This window comes from Tepidibacillus infernus (assembly GCF_048898065.1).
Taxonomy (GTDB): domain Bacteria; phylum Bacillota; class Bacilli; order Tepidibacillales; family Tepidibacillaceae; genus Tepidibacillus_B; species Tepidibacillus_B infernus.
The window spans coordinates 166926-186586 of record NZ_JBLWFI010000001.1 but is presented as its reverse complement, the minus strand read 5'-3'; the positions used below and the strand labels follow the sequence as shown (position 1 = coordinate 186586).

Annotated in this window: 17 protein-coding genes and 2 pseudogenes; all 19 read right to left on the bottom strand. The window is 32.9% G+C overall.

The features are described 5' to 3' along the window. Positions 1-152 precede the first annotated feature (152 nt). A complete protein-coding gene (locus TEPIDINF_RS01000) occupies positions 153-1100 on the bottom strand; it encodes a 5-oxoprolinase subunit C family protein (RefSeq protein ID WP_068722874.1) in 948 nt (315 codons plus the stop codon). Next, positions 1093-1866 (bottom strand): LamB/YcsF family protein, encoded by a 774-nt coding sequence (locus TEPIDINF_RS00995; RefSeq protein ID WP_068722872.1) that lies wholly within the window; start codon positions 1864-1866, stop codon positions 1093-1095. The genes TEPIDINF_RS01000 and TEPIDINF_RS00995 overlap by 8 nt, the downstream gene beginning before the upstream one ends. Then, entirely contained in the window at positions 1853-2599 is a 747-nt protein-coding gene (pxpB, locus tag TEPIDINF_RS00990) for a 5-oxoprolinase subunit PxpB (protein WP_068722869.1), read from the bottom strand. The genes TEPIDINF_RS00995 and pxpB overlap by 14 nt, the downstream gene beginning before the upstream one ends. Before the next feature lie 180 nt (positions 2600-2779). After that, entirely contained in the window at positions 2780-4009 is a 1230-nt protein-coding gene (locus TEPIDINF_RS00985; RefSeq protein ID WP_421691181.1) for an NRAMP family divalent metal transporter, read from the bottom strand. A gap of 63 nt (positions 4010-4072) precedes the next feature. Then, positions 4073-5434: a PFL family protein gene (locus tag TEPIDINF_RS00980; protein WP_421691180.1), complete on the bottom strand. Its 1362-nt coding sequence runs from the start codon at positions 5432-5434 to the stop codon at positions 4073-4075. Positions 5435-5450: 16 nt separating this feature from the next. Next, positions 5451-5729, bottom strand: coding sequence for an ACT domain-containing protein (locus TEPIDINF_RS00975; protein ID WP_068722865.1), 279 nt, complete (start codon positions 5727-5729; stop codon positions 5451-5453). A 242-nt stretch (positions 5730-5971) separates the two neighbouring features. Then, positions 5972-7411, bottom strand: coding sequence for a bifunctional metallophosphatase/5'-nucleotidase (locus TEPIDINF_RS00970; protein ID WP_421691179.1), 1440 nt, complete (start codon positions 7409-7411; stop codon positions 5972-5974). 108 nt (positions 7412-7519) lie between these two features. Next, positions 7520-8497 carry a nucleoside triphosphate pyrophosphohydrolase family protein gene (locus tag TEPIDINF_RS00965; RefSeq protein WP_421691178.1) on the bottom strand — a complete coding sequence of 326 codons (978 nt, stop codon included), beginning with the start codon at positions 8495-8497 and terminating at the stop codon, positions 7520-7522. Positions 8498-8533: 36 nt separating this feature from the next. Further along, positions 8534-8866 carry a DUF2399 domain-containing protein gene (locus TEPIDINF_RS00960; RefSeq protein WP_421692123.1) on the bottom strand — a complete coding sequence of 111 codons (333 nt, stop codon included), beginning with the start codon at positions 8864-8866 and terminating at the stop codon, positions 8534-8536. Continuing rightward, positions 8856-9539 carry a DUF2398 family protein gene (locus TEPIDINF_RS00955; RefSeq protein WP_421691177.1) on the bottom strand — a complete coding sequence of 228 codons (684 nt, stop codon included), beginning with the start codon at positions 9537-9539 and terminating at the stop codon, positions 8856-8858. The genes TEPIDINF_RS00960 and TEPIDINF_RS00955 overlap by 11 nt, the downstream gene beginning before the upstream one ends. Before the next feature lie 307 nt (positions 9540-9846). Further along, positions 9847-10203 carry a DUF2397 family protein gene (locus TEPIDINF_RS00950; RefSeq protein ID WP_421692122.1) on the bottom strand — a complete coding sequence of 119 codons (357 nt, stop codon included), beginning with the start codon at positions 10201-10203 and terminating at the stop codon, positions 9847-9849. Positions 10204-10242: 39 nt separating this feature from the next. Further along, a complete protein-coding gene (locus TEPIDINF_RS00945; RefSeq protein ID WP_421691176.1) occupies positions 10243-10503 on the bottom strand; it encodes a hypothetical protein in 261 nt (86 codons plus the stop codon). A 120-nt stretch (positions 10504-10623) separates the two neighbouring features. Continuing rightward, on the bottom strand, positions 10624-11865 hold the full coding sequence (locus TEPIDINF_RS00940) for a DNA cytosine methyltransferase (RefSeq protein WP_421691175.1): 1242 nt from the start codon (positions 11863-11865) through the stop codon (positions 10624-10626). Positions 11866-11891: 26 nt separating this feature from the next. After that, a pseudogene (drmB, locus tag TEPIDINF_RS00935) lies at positions 11892-13280 on the bottom strand (DrmB family protein); the annotation flags it as partial. Positions 13281-13295: 15 nt separating this feature from the next. Beyond that, the gene (locus TEPIDINF_RS00930) at positions 13296-13706 is read right to left on the bottom strand and encodes a hypothetical protein (protein WP_421691174.1); all 411 of its coding nucleotides are present in this window, start codon (positions 13704-13706) and stop codon (positions 13296-13298) included. Continuing rightward, the gene (locus TEPIDINF_RS00925) at positions 13693-17064 is read right to left on the bottom strand and encodes a helicase-related protein (RefSeq protein ID WP_421691173.1); all 3372 of its coding nucleotides are present in this window, start codon (positions 17062-17064) and stop codon (positions 13693-13695) included. Before TEPIDINF_RS00925 ends, TEPIDINF_RS00930 begins: the two co-directional genes overlap by 14 nt. Positions 17065-17131: 67 nt before the next feature. Continuing rightward, a complete protein-coding gene (locus TEPIDINF_RS00920) occupies positions 17132-19159 on the bottom strand; it encodes a DrmE family protein (protein ID WP_421692121.1) in 2028 nt (675 codons plus the stop codon). 89 nt (positions 19160-19248) lie between these two features. Continuing rightward, positions 19249-19398 carry a hypothetical protein gene (locus TEPIDINF_RS00915; RefSeq protein WP_421691172.1) on the bottom strand — a complete coding sequence of 50 codons (150 nt, stop codon included), beginning with the start codon at positions 19396-19398 and terminating at the stop codon, positions 19249-19251. Positions 19399-19426: 28 nt separating this feature from the next. Further along, positions 19427-19661: pseudogene (locus TEPIDINF_RS00910) on the bottom strand (IS91 family transposase); the annotation flags it as partial.

Sequence of the window (19661 nt, the reverse complement as noted above, 5' to 3'; positions counted from 1 at the left end):
TTCCAAGAGGGATGTTTTTACTAATTTCACTTTTTACCTATTATAAAAACCTTTTTGCGATTATTTTTTTGAAATTGCTCCATTCTTGCTTTTCTATGGTGAAGAGCTTTTTTTATAGGTATTGTTTTTACGGTTAGTGTTTTTTTTAAAATTTAAGCTAGTAATGATAGAGTATAAAACAAATTCTCTCTTTTTTTATATAAAACCTGGGCTTCTTCTACAGAAATACTTGAAAAACGAATGGTATGGCCTGGTAATGCTTGCGCTAATAAAGGTAAATCAACTGAAATAACGGTAGCAATTCTAGTATATCCACCTGTTGTTTGTCGGTCTGCCATTAAAACGATTGGATGACCGTTTGATGGAACCTGAATTCCGCCAAAGGGGATAGCATCTGAAATAATATCAGCAGTAGAAAGATGTGTAATTTGGGGACCATTTAAACGGTATCCCATTCGATCCGATTGAGATGAAATTTCAAAAGTTTGGGTTAAAAAGATCTGAATTCCTTCTTCAGTAAAATAATTAAGGTGTGGCCCTAAAATAACCCTAGCATGAATCTCACTTTTATATGTCGGAATTTCATCATAATGAAGTAACCGTCCAACATATCTTTTTTCTAGAATTCCTTTACCAAATAGAATATCATCTTTTTGTAAAGCACGACCTTTATATCCACCAATTCCGGCTTTTATATAAGTTGATTTGCTTCCCATTACGATAGGAATATCAAACCCGCCTGCAATACTCAAATAGGCTCTTGCACCTTCAACTGGGGCACCAAAAGAAAGAATTTGTCCTTTCTTTAATATAAAACTCTTCCACATGTCTATTTTTTTCCCATCAACTGTAGGAAAAAGATTACCACCACAGATAGCAAGCAACATATCATCTAACGCCTGCAAAGTGGGTCCAATTATTGAAATTTCTAAGACTGCTTCATTTCTTGGATTGCCAACCAGTAAATTGCCTATTTGCATTGAAAAAGCATCCATTACACCTGCAGCGACAATTCCATACTGTTGATAGCCTAACCGCCCTAAATCTTGAACAGTGGTGAGTAACCCAGGTTTGATTACCTTTAATAAAGGTTTAGACATTCGAGGACACTCCAAAATTTTTAATCATGATCTTTTCTTGTTTCAATTTTTCTCTTAGTGTCTTAACAAATGAAAGAGCTTGTGGTTCATCCCCATGTACACAAATGGTGTCTGCTTGAATATCAATATCTTCTCCATTTACTGCTCTTACTTTTCCCTCTTTAACCATTCGAATCACACGTTCAACAGCAAAATCAAGATCATGAATTATCGCATTTGGTTGTAAACGAGAAGTTAATGTGCCATCTGGCTGATAGGTACGATCGGCAAAAACTTCTTGGGCTACTTTCAGTCCATGTTCTACCCCTGCTTTATAAAGTTCACTACCAGCTAAAGCAAATAAAACCAACTCTTTATCTAAATCCTTCACTGCTTTAGCAATCGCCATAGCCATTTCTTTATTTTTTGATGCCATATTATATAATGCACCATGTGGTTTTACATGTTGAACACTTACTTTTTGTGAATTAGCTACACCCAATAATGCGCCTATCTGATAAATCATCATATTGTAAATTTCTTCAGGGGACATTCTTATTTCTCTTCGTCCAAAACCACTTAAATCAGGGAACCCTGGGTGTGCTCCTACCCCTACTCCTAATTCTTTCGCTTTTTTTACTGTTTTCATCATAACATTATGATCCCCAGCATGATATCCACACGCAATATTAGCAGAAGTAATATATTTTAGCACCTCGTCATCATTACCAATACGATAATTTCCATAACTTTCTCCTAAGTCACTATTTAAATCAATTGAATACATAATCCATCCCCTCTTCCTTTTTGTAAGTTTTTACTTGATAGTTCCCGTTTTCAACTGCTTTCTTTATTTCTAAATATTCATGATATGAAACGCTTACAAATCTTAAGTAATGTCCTACTGATAGGAGAATGGGACGTTCCTTTGTTTGATCATATAGCTTAAGTGGAGTGATTCCGATGATTTGCCAGCCTCCAGGTGTCTCTAACGGATAAATACCAGTCTGTTCACCAGCAATACCAACGGATCCCGCTGGAATACGGGTTCTTGGCTTCTCTTGACGCGGAGTAGCAATCTTATTTGACATACCACCCAAATATGGAAAACCAGGTACAAACCCGATCATATAAATTAAATAATCAGTACCCGTATGGATGGAAATCACTTCATCTTCAGTAAGATTATTATATTTTGCAACATAAGCTAAATCTGGTCCTGTTTCTCCGCCATAATAGGTCGGGATTTCATATATCTTTGCTGAAGGTAAATTAGTTTCTTTAATATGGTCTTTAATCTCTATTAACTTATTCAACATTTCTTTATATGCAATTAATGCAGGATTATAAAAAATAGTTAGGGAAGCATAAGTTGGAATCCATTCAATAACCCCATAGATTGGGTTTTGACTTAAACCATTTGTGAATAAACGAATCGCCTGATTAATTTCTTTAGAAATTTCATTTCCAAAAGATACTCGAATTGCTGTATCCCCTAGTGGCTGAAAATCTAGGTTCATATACTCCTTCCTCCAAAAAAAGTCTACATATTTTTATTTTACAAAATTAACATAAAGATCATAAAAAAGCAAAACATTGATAAGAAGACATTGAATAATTTGCTTCATATAATTTAATGAAAGTATTAAATAAATTACACAGGAGATAACATTTTTATTATTCCCTGTGTAAAAGAGTTACTATTTCCACAATTCAGCGATTCCTTGAAGAGATACCCACCCGATATAGGATGTAATCAATACGGCAATTGCTCCAAAAATGATCATCCAAGTTGGATGGCGATAGGTTTCTCCAACAATTTTTTTATTTCTAGAAGCTACTAATATAGATCCTAATGTTAAAGGTAAAATTAATCCATTTAAAGAACCAACGATTACCAATATTGTTACTGGCTTACCAACTAACACAAAAACTAACGTTGAGAAAATGATAAATCCCATGATGATAAAATTAGTATATTTATCAAAAAGTGCGTGGAAAGAACGTAAAAATGATACGCTTGTGTAAGCTGCACCAATTACGGAAGTAATCGCTGCAGACCAAAGAACAATACCAAAAAACTTATAGCCATAGTCACCTAAAGCGATTTGAAAGACTGATGCAGGCGGGTTGGAAGGATCCAACTTATTCCCAGCATATACCACTCCTAAAACAGCTAAAAACAGCAAAATTCTCATTAATCCAGTTACTAAGATTCCATATATCGAAGCCCTGTTTATATATGGCAGATTTTTTTCCCCAGTAATCCCAGCATCTAGCAAACGGTGTCCTCCAGCAAAAGTAATATATCCCCCTACTGTACCACCAATTAAGGTGATCATTGGCAGAAATAATATACTATAATCATCAGGAAAAATACTCTTAACAAGTGCATCTCCTACAGGTGGGTTGGAGATGAACATCACATATCCTACCATTAAAATCATAATTCCGCCAAGAATTTGAGCAATAATATCCATTGCTTTGCCTGCTTCTTTTAAGCTAAAAACAATGATAGCAAAGATGGCTGAAATTATCGCTCCAGTAGTTGGACTAACACCAAAGATAACATTTAATCCTAAACCTGCCCCAGCAACGTTTCCTATATTAAATGCTAAACCGCCTATAACGATTAAGATGGCGATTAAACTTCCTAGTCCTGGCAAGACCATATTAGCAACATCTTGCCCACGCTTTCTAGATACTGCGATGATTCTCCAAATATTTACTTGAGCCCCGATATCAATGATAATCGAGGCTAAAATTGCAAAGGCAAAATTAGCCATAAATTTTTCAGTGAAAACAGCAGTCTGAGTTAAAAACCCGGGGCCGATTGCTGATGTAGCCATAATAAAAATGGCTCCTAATATTACACTAATATTTTTTTTTGAACCCGTAGATGTGTTTGGCAGTAATGGACCATTACTCATAAATATCCTCCTTTTCAAATCTTACTTTTTAAAAATATATATGTTCCTTGTAAAAGAATATTTTTAATTACTTAATGCTTGAAGAGGTGCTGGGATTCGTCCACCACGGTAAATAAGTTTTTCAGAAGAAAAATGATTGATTTTCATAATTGGGGCACGACCTAATAAACCTCCAAATTCCACAAGTTCACCTTCAGATTTTCCTGGAACAGGGATAACGCGTACAGCAGTTGTTTTTTTGTTAATTACCCCTATAGCAGCTTCATCAGCAATAATAGCTGATAGTGTTGAAGCAGTGACATCGCCTGGTAAAGCGATCATATCTAATCCTACCGAACAAACACTTGTCATCGCTTCTAATTTTTCTAAACTTAATGCACCTTCTTCTACTGCTCGAATCATTCCGTTATCTTCACTTACAGGAATAAATGCACCACTTAGTCCCCCTACATAAGAACTAGCCATTGCACCACCTTTTTTTACCGCATCATTCATTAAAGCTAAGGCAGCAATCGTACCATGGGTTCCAGTACGTTCAAGTCCGATTTCTTCCAAAATCTCAGCTACGCTATCATTAATAGCATTCGTTGGAGCTAAAGATAAATCCATAATTCCAAAAGGAACATTTAATTTTTTTGCTACGACCCTTCCAATTAGTTCTCCTGCTCTTGTAATTTTGAATGCTGTTTTTTTAATCACTTCTGCTATCTCTCCAAGATCAGCATTTGGATAACGTTTTAAAGCATTTAAAACCACCCCAGGCCCACTAACGCCAACATTGAGTACCGCTTCGCCTTCTCCCGAACCATGAAAAGCTCCGGCCATAAAAGGGTTATCTTCAACTGGGTTACAGAAAACAACTAATTTCGCACAAGCAATCCCATCCTGGTCTGCAGTAAGTTCAGCAGCCTGCTTTATTACGTGTCCCATCAACTTCACAGCATCCATATTTATTCCGGTTTTTGTCGTTGCAACTGATACTGAGCCACAAACCCTTTGTGTAGTTGACAAAGCGACAGGTATAGATTCTATTAAGGTTTGGTCGCTTTTAGTCATACCTTTATGTACCAAGGCTGAAAAACCACCAATAAAATCAACATCTAAATCGATTGCTACTTTATCAAGAGTCTTTGCTATTTCAACTGCCTGTTCTTTTGTACAACTTCCTAATATTTCTGCTATAGGGGTGACTGAAATTCGTTTATTTATAATAGGTATGCCAAATTCCTTTTCAACTTCTTGTGCCACTTTGGTTAAATCTGTTGCAAAGGTAGTTATTTTTTTATAAATTTTCTCTTTCATTTTTTCAAAATCCGTATCATAACAATCACGAAGGTTGATTCCTAGAGTTACAGTACGAATATCGAGGTTTTCCATTTGAACCATCCTGATGGTTTCCATCATTTCAGTTAATGCTAAAGTCACTCTTGTCCCTCCTATCTTATATGCGATGCATCGCTTTAAAGATTTCGTCTAACTGTACATTAATTTTTAGGCCAAGGGCTTCTCCAAGTTTATTTAGATCTTCCCTCACTTGATCCACTTTTCCCTCTACATTAGACAAATCGACAATCATCATCATTGTAAAAAAATCTTGGAGAATCGTTTGACTAATATCCAAAATATTAATTCGATATTCTGCTAAAATACTTGTTACTTGAGCAATAATACCTATTTGATCTTTTCCAATGACACTTACTACGGCTTTTTTCTCATTCATTTATTTCACCTCAATCTAAAATTTTAATGATACCCTTTCCTAATAAACTAAAAAAAGAATATTGATATTATTATGCTTTAATGTAGTAGAGTAAGTCAATTTTTTATTTAAAACAATTTCATAATTCCTTATTTTAAAGAAGGACAGACCTACAGGATTTAGATACCTTTTAAGATACGCATAAAAGAGTGACTTATTCCGAAAAAAAACCCTTCCACTACAGAAGAGTTTTTCAACGGAACTTAAATACTAGTTACATAATTGCTGTTTCTCCCCTTATACTCTTTAATTTCCTTTAGATATTGAACAATCGCATCATGGGATTTAATCCCTAAGAACTTTCTTCGACTTCCAAGTTCCCTAAAGTCCTGCTGGCCTGCTCCAATAATTTTATAGGACTTATCAAGTTTAAGGGGTTCTCCATTTACTTCCACATATTCGATCCGATTACCTTCCCCGTTATATGGTTTGAATGCTATATAGAGTCCTGTTGATCGCAAAATATAACCGCCCATCTGTTGAAATGGATCACTAGCATAGACGGAAGTTAGATTTTTTTCTAAGATTTGTATGAGTTCTCTTCCCTCAACTTCTACTGTAAATAGTTCGGGATTAGAAGGAATAATTTGCCAGATGTCTTTCATAGTAATCGATCCTGGAAGAACTGGAACACCATAACGCCATCCATGAGAAAAAGAAATATCTGCATTAATGTGATGCATATAGGCATCTGTAATGAAGTGGTCCATCGGAGTCTCTAATAAGAACATTCGATGAAGTGGTATGGTTGTCTTGCCAACGACATTCTCTTGCAGGTTTTGATAAGGAATGATAGCTTGATCAACCAGCTCTTTTATAAGAGGATCTTCCTCAAATTGATCTGTAAGCAAGGGAATAAGTTGATGAGTATAGTCGATGATTTTCCCATTTGAAATTTTCAAATCCAATTGCCCTAGGAAAGATGCATGAGAACCAGATTGGATAATTAATGTATTGTTAATTTTCATTGGCCGTTTAATCCGGTCATGGCTATGACCACTTAAGATCACATCAATACCAGTTACTAGTGTCGCTAATTTTTGAGATAATGGTAGGCCAATATGCTCGATTAAAATAACCAAGTCTACTTTCTCTTTTGTACGTAGATGCTCGATATATTTAGGCAACACCTCTAATCCTAAAGTGAATGAGAGACCTTCCGAAAAAGACGGGGGCATCGTCTGATCTTCATATGGAAAGGTGAGACCAATCATTCCTACCTTTAATCCTTGCATCTCTTTCACAATATATGGTAGAAAAAGAGGGATTCCATGTACCGAATCAAATACATTACAAGCGATCGTGGAAAATGGGAGACGGTTCGCTAAATTTTGCAATTGTTTAGGACCATAGGCATAATCCCAGTTCCCGGGAACCCATGCATCAAGACCAAGATTGGATACTACAGGAATCAAAGTCTCACCTTTCGATAACAATGCTGGGCCTGTTCCATGAAACAGATCTCCATTATCGATAAAGAGAAGATTGGGGTTTTTTTCTCTTTGTTGTTTCACATATTGGGCAATCCGTGCAAAACCACCTGTCATATCATAACGGATTTCACGGCCATAAAAACCTTCCCAATGTGGTTCAATATGACTATGGCTATCATTTTGTTGGATAATGGTTAATTGTACTATCATTCACTCCACTCCTTTCCTCTTTAGGATAACCAAGAGGACTGGCACTATATACTTCTTAACCTTTTTCCATTCTTCTTATCCACGCTTCCATGGCAATAATCTTCGATGTCAGCTCATTGACCGTATAAATAAGAGGAACAATGATTGCCTATGAACCATAGGAACCCAGTCAAACTCTACTCCATAAAAATGGTAACGAAAGGTTAACTCATGAAGACCGAGATCATTTACGTATGGATCTTGTCCAATGTATGGATCAAATTGATGGAAGAACTGTAATGTCCTTTGAATCGTTTTATTGCGATTTTCTTCATCAGAGATAAATTCCTCTCCTACAATTTCTAGAACTAGCGCCTCAAGTCCTTCATTTTCTCCTACTTTCCCAAAACGCTGAAAGGTAGGAAGCGTATTTTGTAAGTTCTTTTCTAATGAGAGTGATTCATCCCATTCATAGGAACCCCAAACTTTCTTCAACGATTCATAAGGTGTTCCTTTCGTCAGTTCACGAAAATGATCGAGGGAAGGTTCAGTCGTTGGATCGTGAGTGATGTCAAACCGATTCTTATCTCGCACAACATCACGGTCTAATATTTGATTTACATAGGTGAAAAGCGGGATATTATTGAGATTTGCCAGCGCAATCAGATCAATGTTGAATTTAGCAATCTCTTCACCCAATCTTCGTTTCTTCTCTGTCGGTTTCTTTTTCTTATCTCCCTCATAATGATTGAGAATTCTAGCGATCTGTCCAGCCCTTATCATTAGTTTCATTAGACCTTCTTTTTTATTATTTATTGATGAAATACCATGATACAGTTCATCGATATGAATTGGGTATCCCATTAATGATAATTCTTCATTCAGATCCGTACAATACTGATTCCCTACTGAAACGGTAATGATAAATAAATCCGCAAGCTCACCACCTAATTCTTCTCTATCACTCTCCGATGTCATTATGAGCTCACTTAACTCACCTAATTCTTCAATAACTCTAGCCAACCCTGAAAGTGGTCGCCAATAACCACCTAATTCTCGTACCGTTTTATCTACTTTTTGTTGATAATCTCGAATGGTTTGACTCATTATTCTTTTCCCCTTTTGAACAGGTTTTTCATTTGTTCAAATTGCATATTCATTACACATGATCTTTTGAATATCTTCCATTAATTTTGGTATCAATTTTTCCTGATAACCGGCTTTCCGTTTCATGGCAATCTGTTTTTTCAATGTCAGTAATTCATCCAAAGTAATCGTATCCAATTTCTTTAGCCGTGCATCCGATAATTCGATATTAAATATTGCTTCAAGATATTCTTCTATTTCAAATCGCCATAGTTGTACATATTCAGGGTAACGTACCTTAAGCCTTTGTGCCATTTGTAAACCTTCTGGATCATAATCACCTGAATAATAAATTTTCGTTCTATTTTGTACTAAGTGATCAAGTAAGATTAAAGTAGCTAGTTTGAATTGGCCATGAGTACAAATGATCGGCGCACTCTCTTAATGCAGGATAAAGAATAACTGCTCCAGTGTCTTGTTCTTTTCTAGCTAGTTTCCAATCTTTGAGTAGTCGAAACAATTCAGATGCCGTATCTTTAACAGTAGCTTCGCGATGTTCCTTGCTCCATCCGTAGCCAAACTGTTCTTTACAAAGTCCTACCCACCTTTCAAAATCGAGCAAAGTTAAAAGTAATGTCCCATTCCACTGATATGGGATATCTTCCATTCTTTGCTGTTCTCTAACAATACTTGCAAATTGTAAAGCAATATCCATAATTCCCTTATTATCTGGGAAGAGAGTAAAGCGTGCCCTTCTTTCAGGCAAGGTTATCATCGCTGTATTTTTGTACAATTTAAATTGAAAAGGAGTATGTTTTTCAATATCTTCTCGCAAACGATTTCGATAATTGCGCAGATACAAAAAGTCAGGATCCTGTACACCTTCACTATACATCACCGGGGATAAAAATAGTTTTCGATAGATTCGATGTCTTCTTGTCGCTCCTGTATTCTCTTCTTCCTTCATCCATTCTACTTTTAAAATCTCATCTATCGACTCAAATTGAAATAGATCCTTTGGATAAGAACGCATAAAATATCGGGAGACCAGTGGTACTTCCACATTTACAATCCCAATTTCCTGAGCGAAGCGCAACAAACGAACTAAAGATTTGCGATGTTCGTAATTGGTCCAGTCTAAACCATCTTCTCCTGGATAAATCCTTGCAGATCTTCTACAATCTCTGTTAGTAAAAATAGTTCATCGATCGCTTTTCCTTCTAAGAATGCTAACACACAAGAAAAAGCTGAATCATTGAATCATCCAATTGGAATAATTTAAAACGTCTGCCTGTCTCCGTTTTCCCAATCTGCTCTTTATTCCCATTGCTTTTCCGATTCAGTTCAAAATTGTTTTTCTTACATAGGGATCAACCCTCTTCAGTTGGCTGATTACAATTTGCTTTTGCTCGATGATTTGCTCTAACATCTCTTCTACTTTCATGAAAGGGATGTTTGTGATAAGCCGTTAGTTGAAATAAGAATTCAAGTAAGCGATCAAACAAGGTTCTTTCTAAAGAACCTCCAAAAGAGTCTCTCAATTTCGATCGTATAAGGAGTTGCCTGATAACGAAACTTTTTTTCTTGAAATCTTCAATGCTTGATACTGTTCCTGATTCCTGCCGAGGAATGAGGTTTTTCCATTGAACCAATTGGTTTAAATCATTTTGCAACTGTTCTTCTGTATATTCTTGAAAATGGAGACTTTGTTGCAAATATTCATAGATTTCCTCTCATTTTCAGGTATTTTTCATAGTTTTAGTATATCAAACCAAAATAAAAAAACACCCCTTATTTTCTAGAGGGATGTTTGTACATTTTTCATTTAATCTAAGGATGGTTGGTTTTAAGGCGTTTCTACCTCCATTTGTTTTTTCGTTTCCTGTAGCTCTTGTTGCAATCGGTCGTTTTCCTTTTATAACATTTTTACTTTTCTTGTCATTTTGAGATATTTCATCGAAGATAGTATATACATTAGCAATGCTCCTATAAAAATTGAAAAAATAATCACTCGTGTTTGCATACAATCACCCTCCTTATTCTTCTGTTATTACATTTTATTCGCTATTGGATTGTTTTTCCCTGCTTGTGTCCATGAAACTATGCTAGGATCATCTACTATTTTAAAAATATTACTTAGAGAAACATCAAAGTGAACTAAGCATTTTTTTAATTTTTTGTGCAATTTTTTCAGCCATCAATGGCGGGACAGCATTTCCAATCTGAGTAAATATAGCTGTTCTAGGACCTTCAAAGTAGAAGTTATCAGGAAAAGACTGTATTCTAGCAACTTCCCTTACAGTTAATGACCTCAATTGATAAATATCTGGATGTATATAATAATGGCCATCTTTTGATATATGTGCAACAACAGTATGAGAATAAGGTAAATTTGAAGCAACCACTTTAAATCTATCCAAAAAAGATTCTAAATTATTATGAGTGATTAAATGATCAGGTAAATCCGTGTATTTTAGTCTTCTTTTTTCCTTATTCCACATTTCAATAGCAATTCTATAGATTTCTCTATCTCTATCGTTATGCGCTCTACTTATATGTTGGGTTAATACATCAGACTTACCCCTTATACCACTTACTTCCAAATATTTTGTTGGAGGACTTAGATATTCTCCATATTCTATTTTCTCACTTGGTTTTAAAGGTGGTAGATCTATTAATATATCTTTAACCATTACATTATTATGGTTAATTTTTTCGAAATCTGGATATTCTAAATTTAATTCTTTACGCCATCCTATTAAAATTACCCTTTTTCTTTGTTGTAAAACCCCAAAATCAAATGAATTTAATGTCTTTGCTTCGATTTCGTAATTTGCTTCTGACATATATTTTTGAACGTCTTTAAATAATTCGCCTCTACCTGCGGATAAAATACCAGGCACATTTTCGAATACAAACATTTTAGGTTTAAATCGTTTTAGAAATTTAACATATTGTTTATAAAGATGATTTCTTGGATCATGTTCTTTTCCATATGGATCTCTAGCTCTACCAACCAATGAATATGCTTGACATGGTGGTCCTCCAATAATTACATCAACTTCTTCTCCAGTTGACTCTTTTAATTTTTGGTCTATTATTTCAAAAATAGAATTAATGGTAGAATCACTAATCTCTATATTTAATACGGTATCATTGATTTCTTCAGGAATGTAAGAATAGAACTCTTCTCTACTCATCTTTCCAGTAATATAGTCATAATAAATCTGCAATTTATTCTTTTCTCTAAGATAATGATAACCCATTCTTGTTTTTAGGGTCATTGAAGCATATTTGTCCATTTCTATATGAGCTATAGGTTTAAATCCTTTCCGAATAAATCCCTCCGATAAACCTCCTGCTCCAGCGAATAAATCTATAATATTCATATTAATCCCCTATCAATAAAGAAATATTAATCTTTAAATTCTTGATTGATAAATCCTAATTTTTGATCTTCAGGCAATCCTATTACTAACCCCCTGTCCAAAAACCAATTAAACACCTCGCAACTAGTTTCTGGCAATAAAGAACAGAAATGACATGCTGCTAGATTCATTGAATGTATTCCCTGACCTTTACTATCAAAACAAATAGGATCGTTTGAGCACCATTCTGCTTTTTCTAAAGCTCTTTGAACAATCGAAGGAAAAATATCAGGTTTTCCTAATCTTACTAGCCCTCCTAATGTTCCTTCCGAATCTCCACTGGCCGTATAAATTAGTACACCTTTCATATTAGGTTGATTATCTGTTTCATTACAATAAATTTTTTCCCTTAATGAAGCACTTCCGTATCCTGCTGAAAAACTTAACTCTCTAATCAACAAATGTGCAAGTGTATGAAGAAAAATAAATTCAGCTGTAATATTTCTTTCTTCGAAGCCATGTTTAGAAACCAAGTCTTGATATTTTTCATTTATAGATTTAACTCTCTCTCTTACACTTTTAAATTCCGACCATTTCTTTAAATAAGATTCTTTTATAGTAAAGAATATCCCCTCTCCTTTTACCTCCATAGCAGGATACCAATTTGTAGTTGTTTTTTTAACATATACCAATTTAGCTTTTTTACTATTATCTTCCTCGTCTGCAAAATCGTCATAAAAATTCTTTTGTTCAGGTGGCGAAACCCTAGTAAAACCTATAAGAGTACGTACTTCCCTTAATTTTTTAACAAGAACTATATTTTCTAACCAAGGAATTTTATAATCGTGTACGTCCATTTTTTCCGTTTTAAAATTAGGATCTTGTCTTACTTGATTTAAAAAAGCATCATATTCTTGATAACGAAATTGAAAATAATCTATTTTTTCATCATCTGCCGTTAGTAAATGTCGTTGTTGTAGGATTAAATTTCTAATTAACGTTTCATCAATTTCGGTTTTTTTTGCTATTCGTTTAGTAAAAAGTTCAAAATCTTCGTTGAATTGTTCATCAGATAAAGTTGGATTCGTAATATAATTCCAGTCATTGAGATGTTCTAATTTCCTTATATATTCATTTTCTTTTGAGGGTATATAAATTGAACTAATGATTTTTGGAAAATATACGTTAGAACCTCCACGATGTGCAATTATCAACTTCACACTTTCGCCATCACATTCATCTTTCTTTCGTTCTAAATCCCAAGGTCTATTACCAGAACATTTTATACCAATTCTTCCTAAAATGTCTTTATCAAACGCATGTTTCATATTCGTTTTTTTTCCACATGTTTTACAAGATAATTGGATACCTTCTAACCCTGAGGAACTTCCTGCAGTTTTAATTTCTAATCTAGGGTTATCACATTTTTTCTCTCTGTGGACCCACTCAACCTATGGAAAATCATCAATATGACCTTGTTCACAAATTACAATAAATCTAGATGGTATTAAAGTTAAATTACAGCTCGGACAGGTAGGAACTTCCCAATCTTTATTGTATTTTTTAACGTAAGATTTTCTCCATTCACCAAGTTTTTTAAGTTCCCTACAACTGATGCAAAAATGCCATTTTGGGAAACGAACATAAGGGATAGGGTTATTGGAAGGTGGTAACCTAAAATGATCAACTTTTAAAATCTTTTCTAATCTTGTATCATGAATTTTTTCCCCTTTATTCCCCCATTCCTCAATATTACAACCCATTAATGATTGATCAGGAAAATCTACGATTGCCCCAACCCCAAAATTTGTTACCATTTGGTTTCTTCTTAAGGAAGAGAATTTTTTTCTAGTTATTTTCATCTTCAATCACCTCTATATGGGCTTCGGAGTCAACGTTCCTTAATGACCTTAATGTTGCATAATGTTGATTAAAAAGTCTCTCTTCACCATATGTGTACATTAATGATTGCTTATTTGTTTTATCGGTGTAATAAACTAGATCATTTTCTTGTCGTATCTTATCCCAATCATTTACAATTTCTTTTAAATATTCTTTTACAGTTTGATATTCTTGTTTGTCTATTTCTTCCACCCTTTTTAATATAAAATCTTTAATTTTTTCCAATTCCGGCATATTTTTATCAAACCTTGCCGCATCATTATTGTCTTTTAAATCTGTTAGGTGTCTTACCAATGATATAAGTAACGCATGTATTCCCCTTTGAACTGATGGTTCAGAAAAGGGGGTTACGCTAGTAGGTTCAACAAACTTATAAAAAGATTGATGGTAAAATACAAAATGTTCAAAATGGGATCTATCTCTCGGTCTAGCCCCATCATAAAGGCTAAAAATAATTCCAGGATAAGTTCTACCTACCCTACTACTTGCTTGTATATATTCTGAAGTTGTTTTTGGTTGTCCTACGATTACCATTAAACCAAGGCGACTTACATCAATGCCAACAGAGATCATATTACTAGCTAGCAAAACATCAATTGTCTTCTTCTCAATATTACTTAATGTAATATTTAATTGTTCTAATATTTTTGGAATCTTATCCGAGGGTATTCGACTCGTTAATTCTTTACTGTTAGATACCTTTCGTATTTTTTGATCCTGTTTTCTCCTAAATATTCTTCCAATATGATCCTTCACGTCATCTTGTATTAATGTTTTTGCTTTTCCAAGTTCTCTAATACTATTGAAATATGCTAATAATGTCCAGAACTTATCTTTGATCTCATTATCAAAGTCCAATCTTTCAACTGATTGCAATAAACTTGCTAAAAGTCTAATTTCAGTTGTTGTTTGGGTTTTTCCTGAAGACATTATACCAACATATAATCTTCCTAGTTTCGTTTCGGAAACTCTAGCAAAAAAAGAATCGTCTGCAACAACCCCTTGAGGAGGAAAAATTTGAACATCTCTATTATATAAATTTTTAATTTGTTCTTTAGCTTTTCTTATTGTTGCTGTTGAAGAAATGATTTTAGGTTTAACGCCTTTATGTGAACATAGCATATCAATAGCTGTTTCATATAATCCTACTAATGTGCCAAGTGGCCCCGAAATCAAATGAAGTTCGTCTTGAATAATTAATTCAGGCGCAGTATTTTTAGAATCAACAGCAAATATACTTGAGACATTCTCATTCCACGGCAAGTTAGCAAATTTATCCACAGTACTGAACAATAAAGTAGGTGGCTCGTTGTATATATCTTCATCAACAACTCGAATTGGAAGCTCATCATGAAAAGGACATGCAGGTTCTGTACATAAAATCACAAATCTCTTTTTCCTTCTTAAATTACTTATCCTGTATCCAAGGCGAGATGTAGGTTTATTTTTTTCTTTGATTAATGATGTTTTACACCAAGGACAAGACAATACTTGAAAAGGATTTTCAGCATATATATTTTTTTCCAATTCTTTTAGTTTATTATCTGCTTCAACTAAGCTATTAGGGGTGGAAGCACTACCAATCCATAATCCAATACTAATTTTATCCTTTCCTAATAATTTAGGATTTTCTTGTCTAATCAACTCACAGGCTAAAATCAGCGTGCTTGCTCTTTCAAATTGTTGTGCAGTAAGAAGACGAAGAGTATATCTCATAATTACCGTAACGCCACTGTTATTCGTTTTTGTAAGGCGTCTATGAAAAATGGTAAAAGCAGTAACTCCCAAATAAGCTTCTGTTTTTCCCCCTCCAGTAGGGAACCATATTAAATCAACTACTTCTCTATCTTTTGAATTTGGATCTACAATTGATTCTAATGTTAAGAGTAAAAAACCTAATTGAAAAGGTCTCCAACTTGCTTTGTAGTCTATACATTTATAATCAGGAAATGTTATTTCACCCTCTTCAGGATATCTTAAACTAAACATCTTTTGATCAGTATGGATCCTTTGCATATACATTGCTCTATTAGCAAGTTGAAAAGCTTTAAACACTTCATCGTTATTTTTTAATAAATCAATTCCAGATTCGATTCTTTCTAAAGTTACTTTTATTTGTTTGATATGTCGATGTGATACTTCTAAATATTGATCAGGTAATTCAGCAACTTCCTTATCAAGGCTATGAATCCAAGCAGCATATTTGTTTTTAAATCCAATTAATTTTTCAATGATTTGCTTTTTATCAAATTCGCTTAAATCGGATAAATTTTTCATGGATAAAATAGATTTATCATCTTCGTCCAATCGATCATCAAGATCAAAGTCCATTTGCGGAACTTCATATATTGGTAAATATGTTGAATTTAAAATTATTTCTGAATCAGAGTTATCCCAAATAACCGAGCATCCATGGCCAATAGCATAACTTTTCTTATCTTTGTAAAGCATTTCTAAACTTTCTTCTTCATCATCTTTTAGGTCTAATTCTTTTTCATGATATGGTATGATTCCCTTTGATCTAACTTCAATTTTACTTTGAAAATAACACTTTAATGTTTGGTTAGAAGACCCTTCATTGTTATTTATCAAGACGACAGTTACTAAACTACGATTTAATTCTTTTTCTTCTTTTCTTCTAATCACTAGATTTAATCCATCTTCGATAGGTATTGTATCGATATTTTTATTTAAATCTCTTAAATCTATTGTCATCTGATCTGGTTCAACAGGTATCCTTAGATATCCATTTTTCCCCTGATAAAAAAGTGTATATAAATATTTTTTAACCAGATCATTATCATTTATTTCATTGATCAAATTTCTAAATTTATCCAAATCAATCAATCTATCATTTCTAAATTTTAAATAATTATCTTCGAGAGTAACAAAATTGCTTATTTTGTTATTTTCAATGGATATAAAGTTATCTTTGAAATTAATTTTGCATTCATTCACTTCTACTTTTCGGTATTTGGCAGTGGATGTCTTTATTTTTAATACTGGGTTATCAAGTGAAATGTAGAAACTAAATCCTAATGCGGAAGGACTATATAGGTTTGCCGCGGTAATATGAGAATCTAGTAACTCATCTTCATCACTTTCGGAAATATATGCTTCACCGGTATAATTGATTTCTTCTTTTACATCTAGTTTTGATTCTTTTGGATACAGTATCCCCACGGTATACCTTTTTAACGGATCTTCTGTTAAAATCTCATTATTTATTTCACCTGATATTTCTTCAGAACCAGGTCCAACCAGTTCTTTTTCTATCTCTTCTAATAATCTATTTCGAAAATCAATATATAACTCCATAGAAAAATCACCCTTAAATCTTGAAATTTTTGCTCATGCCTTAAAGACTTTGATTTACGATATCAATTCAATTTGAAATTAATTTATTTATTAAATAACTAGGAACATCTCTATAGTCACTTGAAATATAAGATATTTCAACTTGAAAGAACCTTTTTTTAATATCATCAGTCATTTTTCGTATTATTGTATTCCCAACATAATTAGAATTAAATACTGAGTTGACTGCAAAATCCTCAATTCGGGATCTAATTTTTTGGTGTAATTTTTTCTTTTTCTCTGCACTTGCAATAATTTTATCTACATTATTTAATATTTTTTCGTCCTGAAGCAATTTTCCAATTGCAATAATGGCATCCTGTCTAGGAGCATACATTTTTTTATCATTAAACCAACGTTTTATCGTATGTATTGTTCTTTTACATCCGAATGCTTTCAATTCTTTTCTAAGATTTTCTAAAGAAATCCCATTCTTTTTCTGATATATTAATAGTTTTTTTCTCCAATAATCAGCTCTATTACTTATCTTTTTATAATTTTCTGCCCATGAATTATCTGATTCAAATTTCAATGATAAATATTTTTCAAGTAAATGATCATCGGGATCATTTAAGAAACCGATCTCGTCACCGATTTCTAATAATTCTATTGTTCTATTTTCAATTTTTTCTTCATTTCTATTGATTAAATGACAATGATATTTTTCAGTTAAGAAAGCATAATAGCCTTCTATAAACTCAACATATAATGCTTTATGTCTCTTTGCTTCTTCTTCATTGTAATTTTTCTTAATTTGTTCATTTAAAATTGAATTAACTGACGATTCTTTAGAGTAATCCTTTGTTTGTTCATAATCATAATCTATTGGTGTTTTAAAATCTTCAATTAACTCAGGAAATTTAAATTCTTGTTTTTCTATATAACTATGTTTATTTAATTCACTTAAGTATACATTTTTAAATAATTTTATCTCATCAGGATAAAGAAAATAATAAATTGTATCTGTTTTGCCATTAACCCATAAATCTTCAATCGATTTTCTAGGATAAAAAGTTAAAAGTATGGCATCAAAAATATTATTATTATCACGTACATATTCTTTAAATGTAAAAAAAGAAATTCTATGTTTAGTCCTTGAACATAAATTTTGAATTATTAAAACTTCTTTTTTTCTCTTTGTAACTATAGCTATTCTTTTATCTTTATTTACATAAAGATTACAAATATCCAAAATTTTCATTCTTTTTATTAAAGATAATTCTCTAAAGGCCTCTGAATAAATGAGTTTCACAATAAGTTCCAGAATCTTTTCTAAACTTACTTGTTGCTTTTTATTACAGTAGTCTTTTAATTTTTCATATGTAGCCTTAATGCTTAAAAATAAAGAATCAAAATAAGAATCTATAAATTCTTCATCATAAAAATCAGGTGCAGATCTTAGATGAAAAAGAATAGAATAAGTTAGGTTGTTAAGATCTGATAAAAACTTATTTTCATAAATACTTTTACCTAAATATTCTAAGTTCAACTTAATTTTTTCTTCATAATAAATGTATTCTTTTAAAAAAGTTATTTCATTGATTGATGGCGTTAAGATAAAGTGTTTTAGATTTTGAAGATTAGATATGTAAATCTTATGATAGGAGTATTCATTTTGTGACGAATATGATGTTGTACTACTTGATTGTCTATTTCTAATATTTATTATATCTGGATAAAATTTTTTTACTTTAAAATCATAATTTTTCAATAAATTAACTTTTTCCTGGTTCTCTAACCAATCTAGAAAAAGAATATTTCCCACTTTTTCATCAGATAAAAGTCGCTCAAATAAGGATTGTTGGCCTTCAATAGTTTTAATCTGATCAATTATTAATGTATGAATTTTGTTTTGCTTTTTCATTGTAAGAACGTTTTCCAAGTAAGGTGTGAGTTTTAAAATAGGTTCTCTTTGAAATATATCATTAATCAAATTCATTCCATTTTCCGGTTCGGTATAATATTTTGTAGGAAATAGAGTTGGAAATGGAACATCTTCTAAAAACAATTTTTCCAATAATTCTTTTACTTTTTTAGAACCTATATAAATTACTATTTTTTCCGGTTCGAAAAATGGACTTAATAGATTATCAACTTGAAAGATTTTTGATAAAGTAAGAAAAACCGGGCATAGCCCGGTCCTTTTTATTTTGGTGATTTAATATCACTTAGTCGATATTCTTTACCTTGTAACCCTTTATAATATTCAGGGTACATTTCTCCCCCACACTCTTCACAAGTAAACATAGGTGGAACCGAAAGGTCTCCATCATCCATTGCGTCAAAATCTTGCACAACTCTTAAAGGTATTTCTTCTACTAATTCACACTGCAAGCAATGGTAAATGACCATTTGCTGCTTTTTTATTTGAGTCAAATTGTTTACTTTCTTTCGTTTTTTCCCTTTTCGCCGATGTTTGGAAACTGGTGATATAACGAATCTCTCCCTCCAAATATTTCTTTGTCATTTGATCTATTGCAAATTTTATTACTAGTATACCATCTTCAAGGCATACTTCACCCTTATATTCATAATAATTTTCACAATGAGGACATATC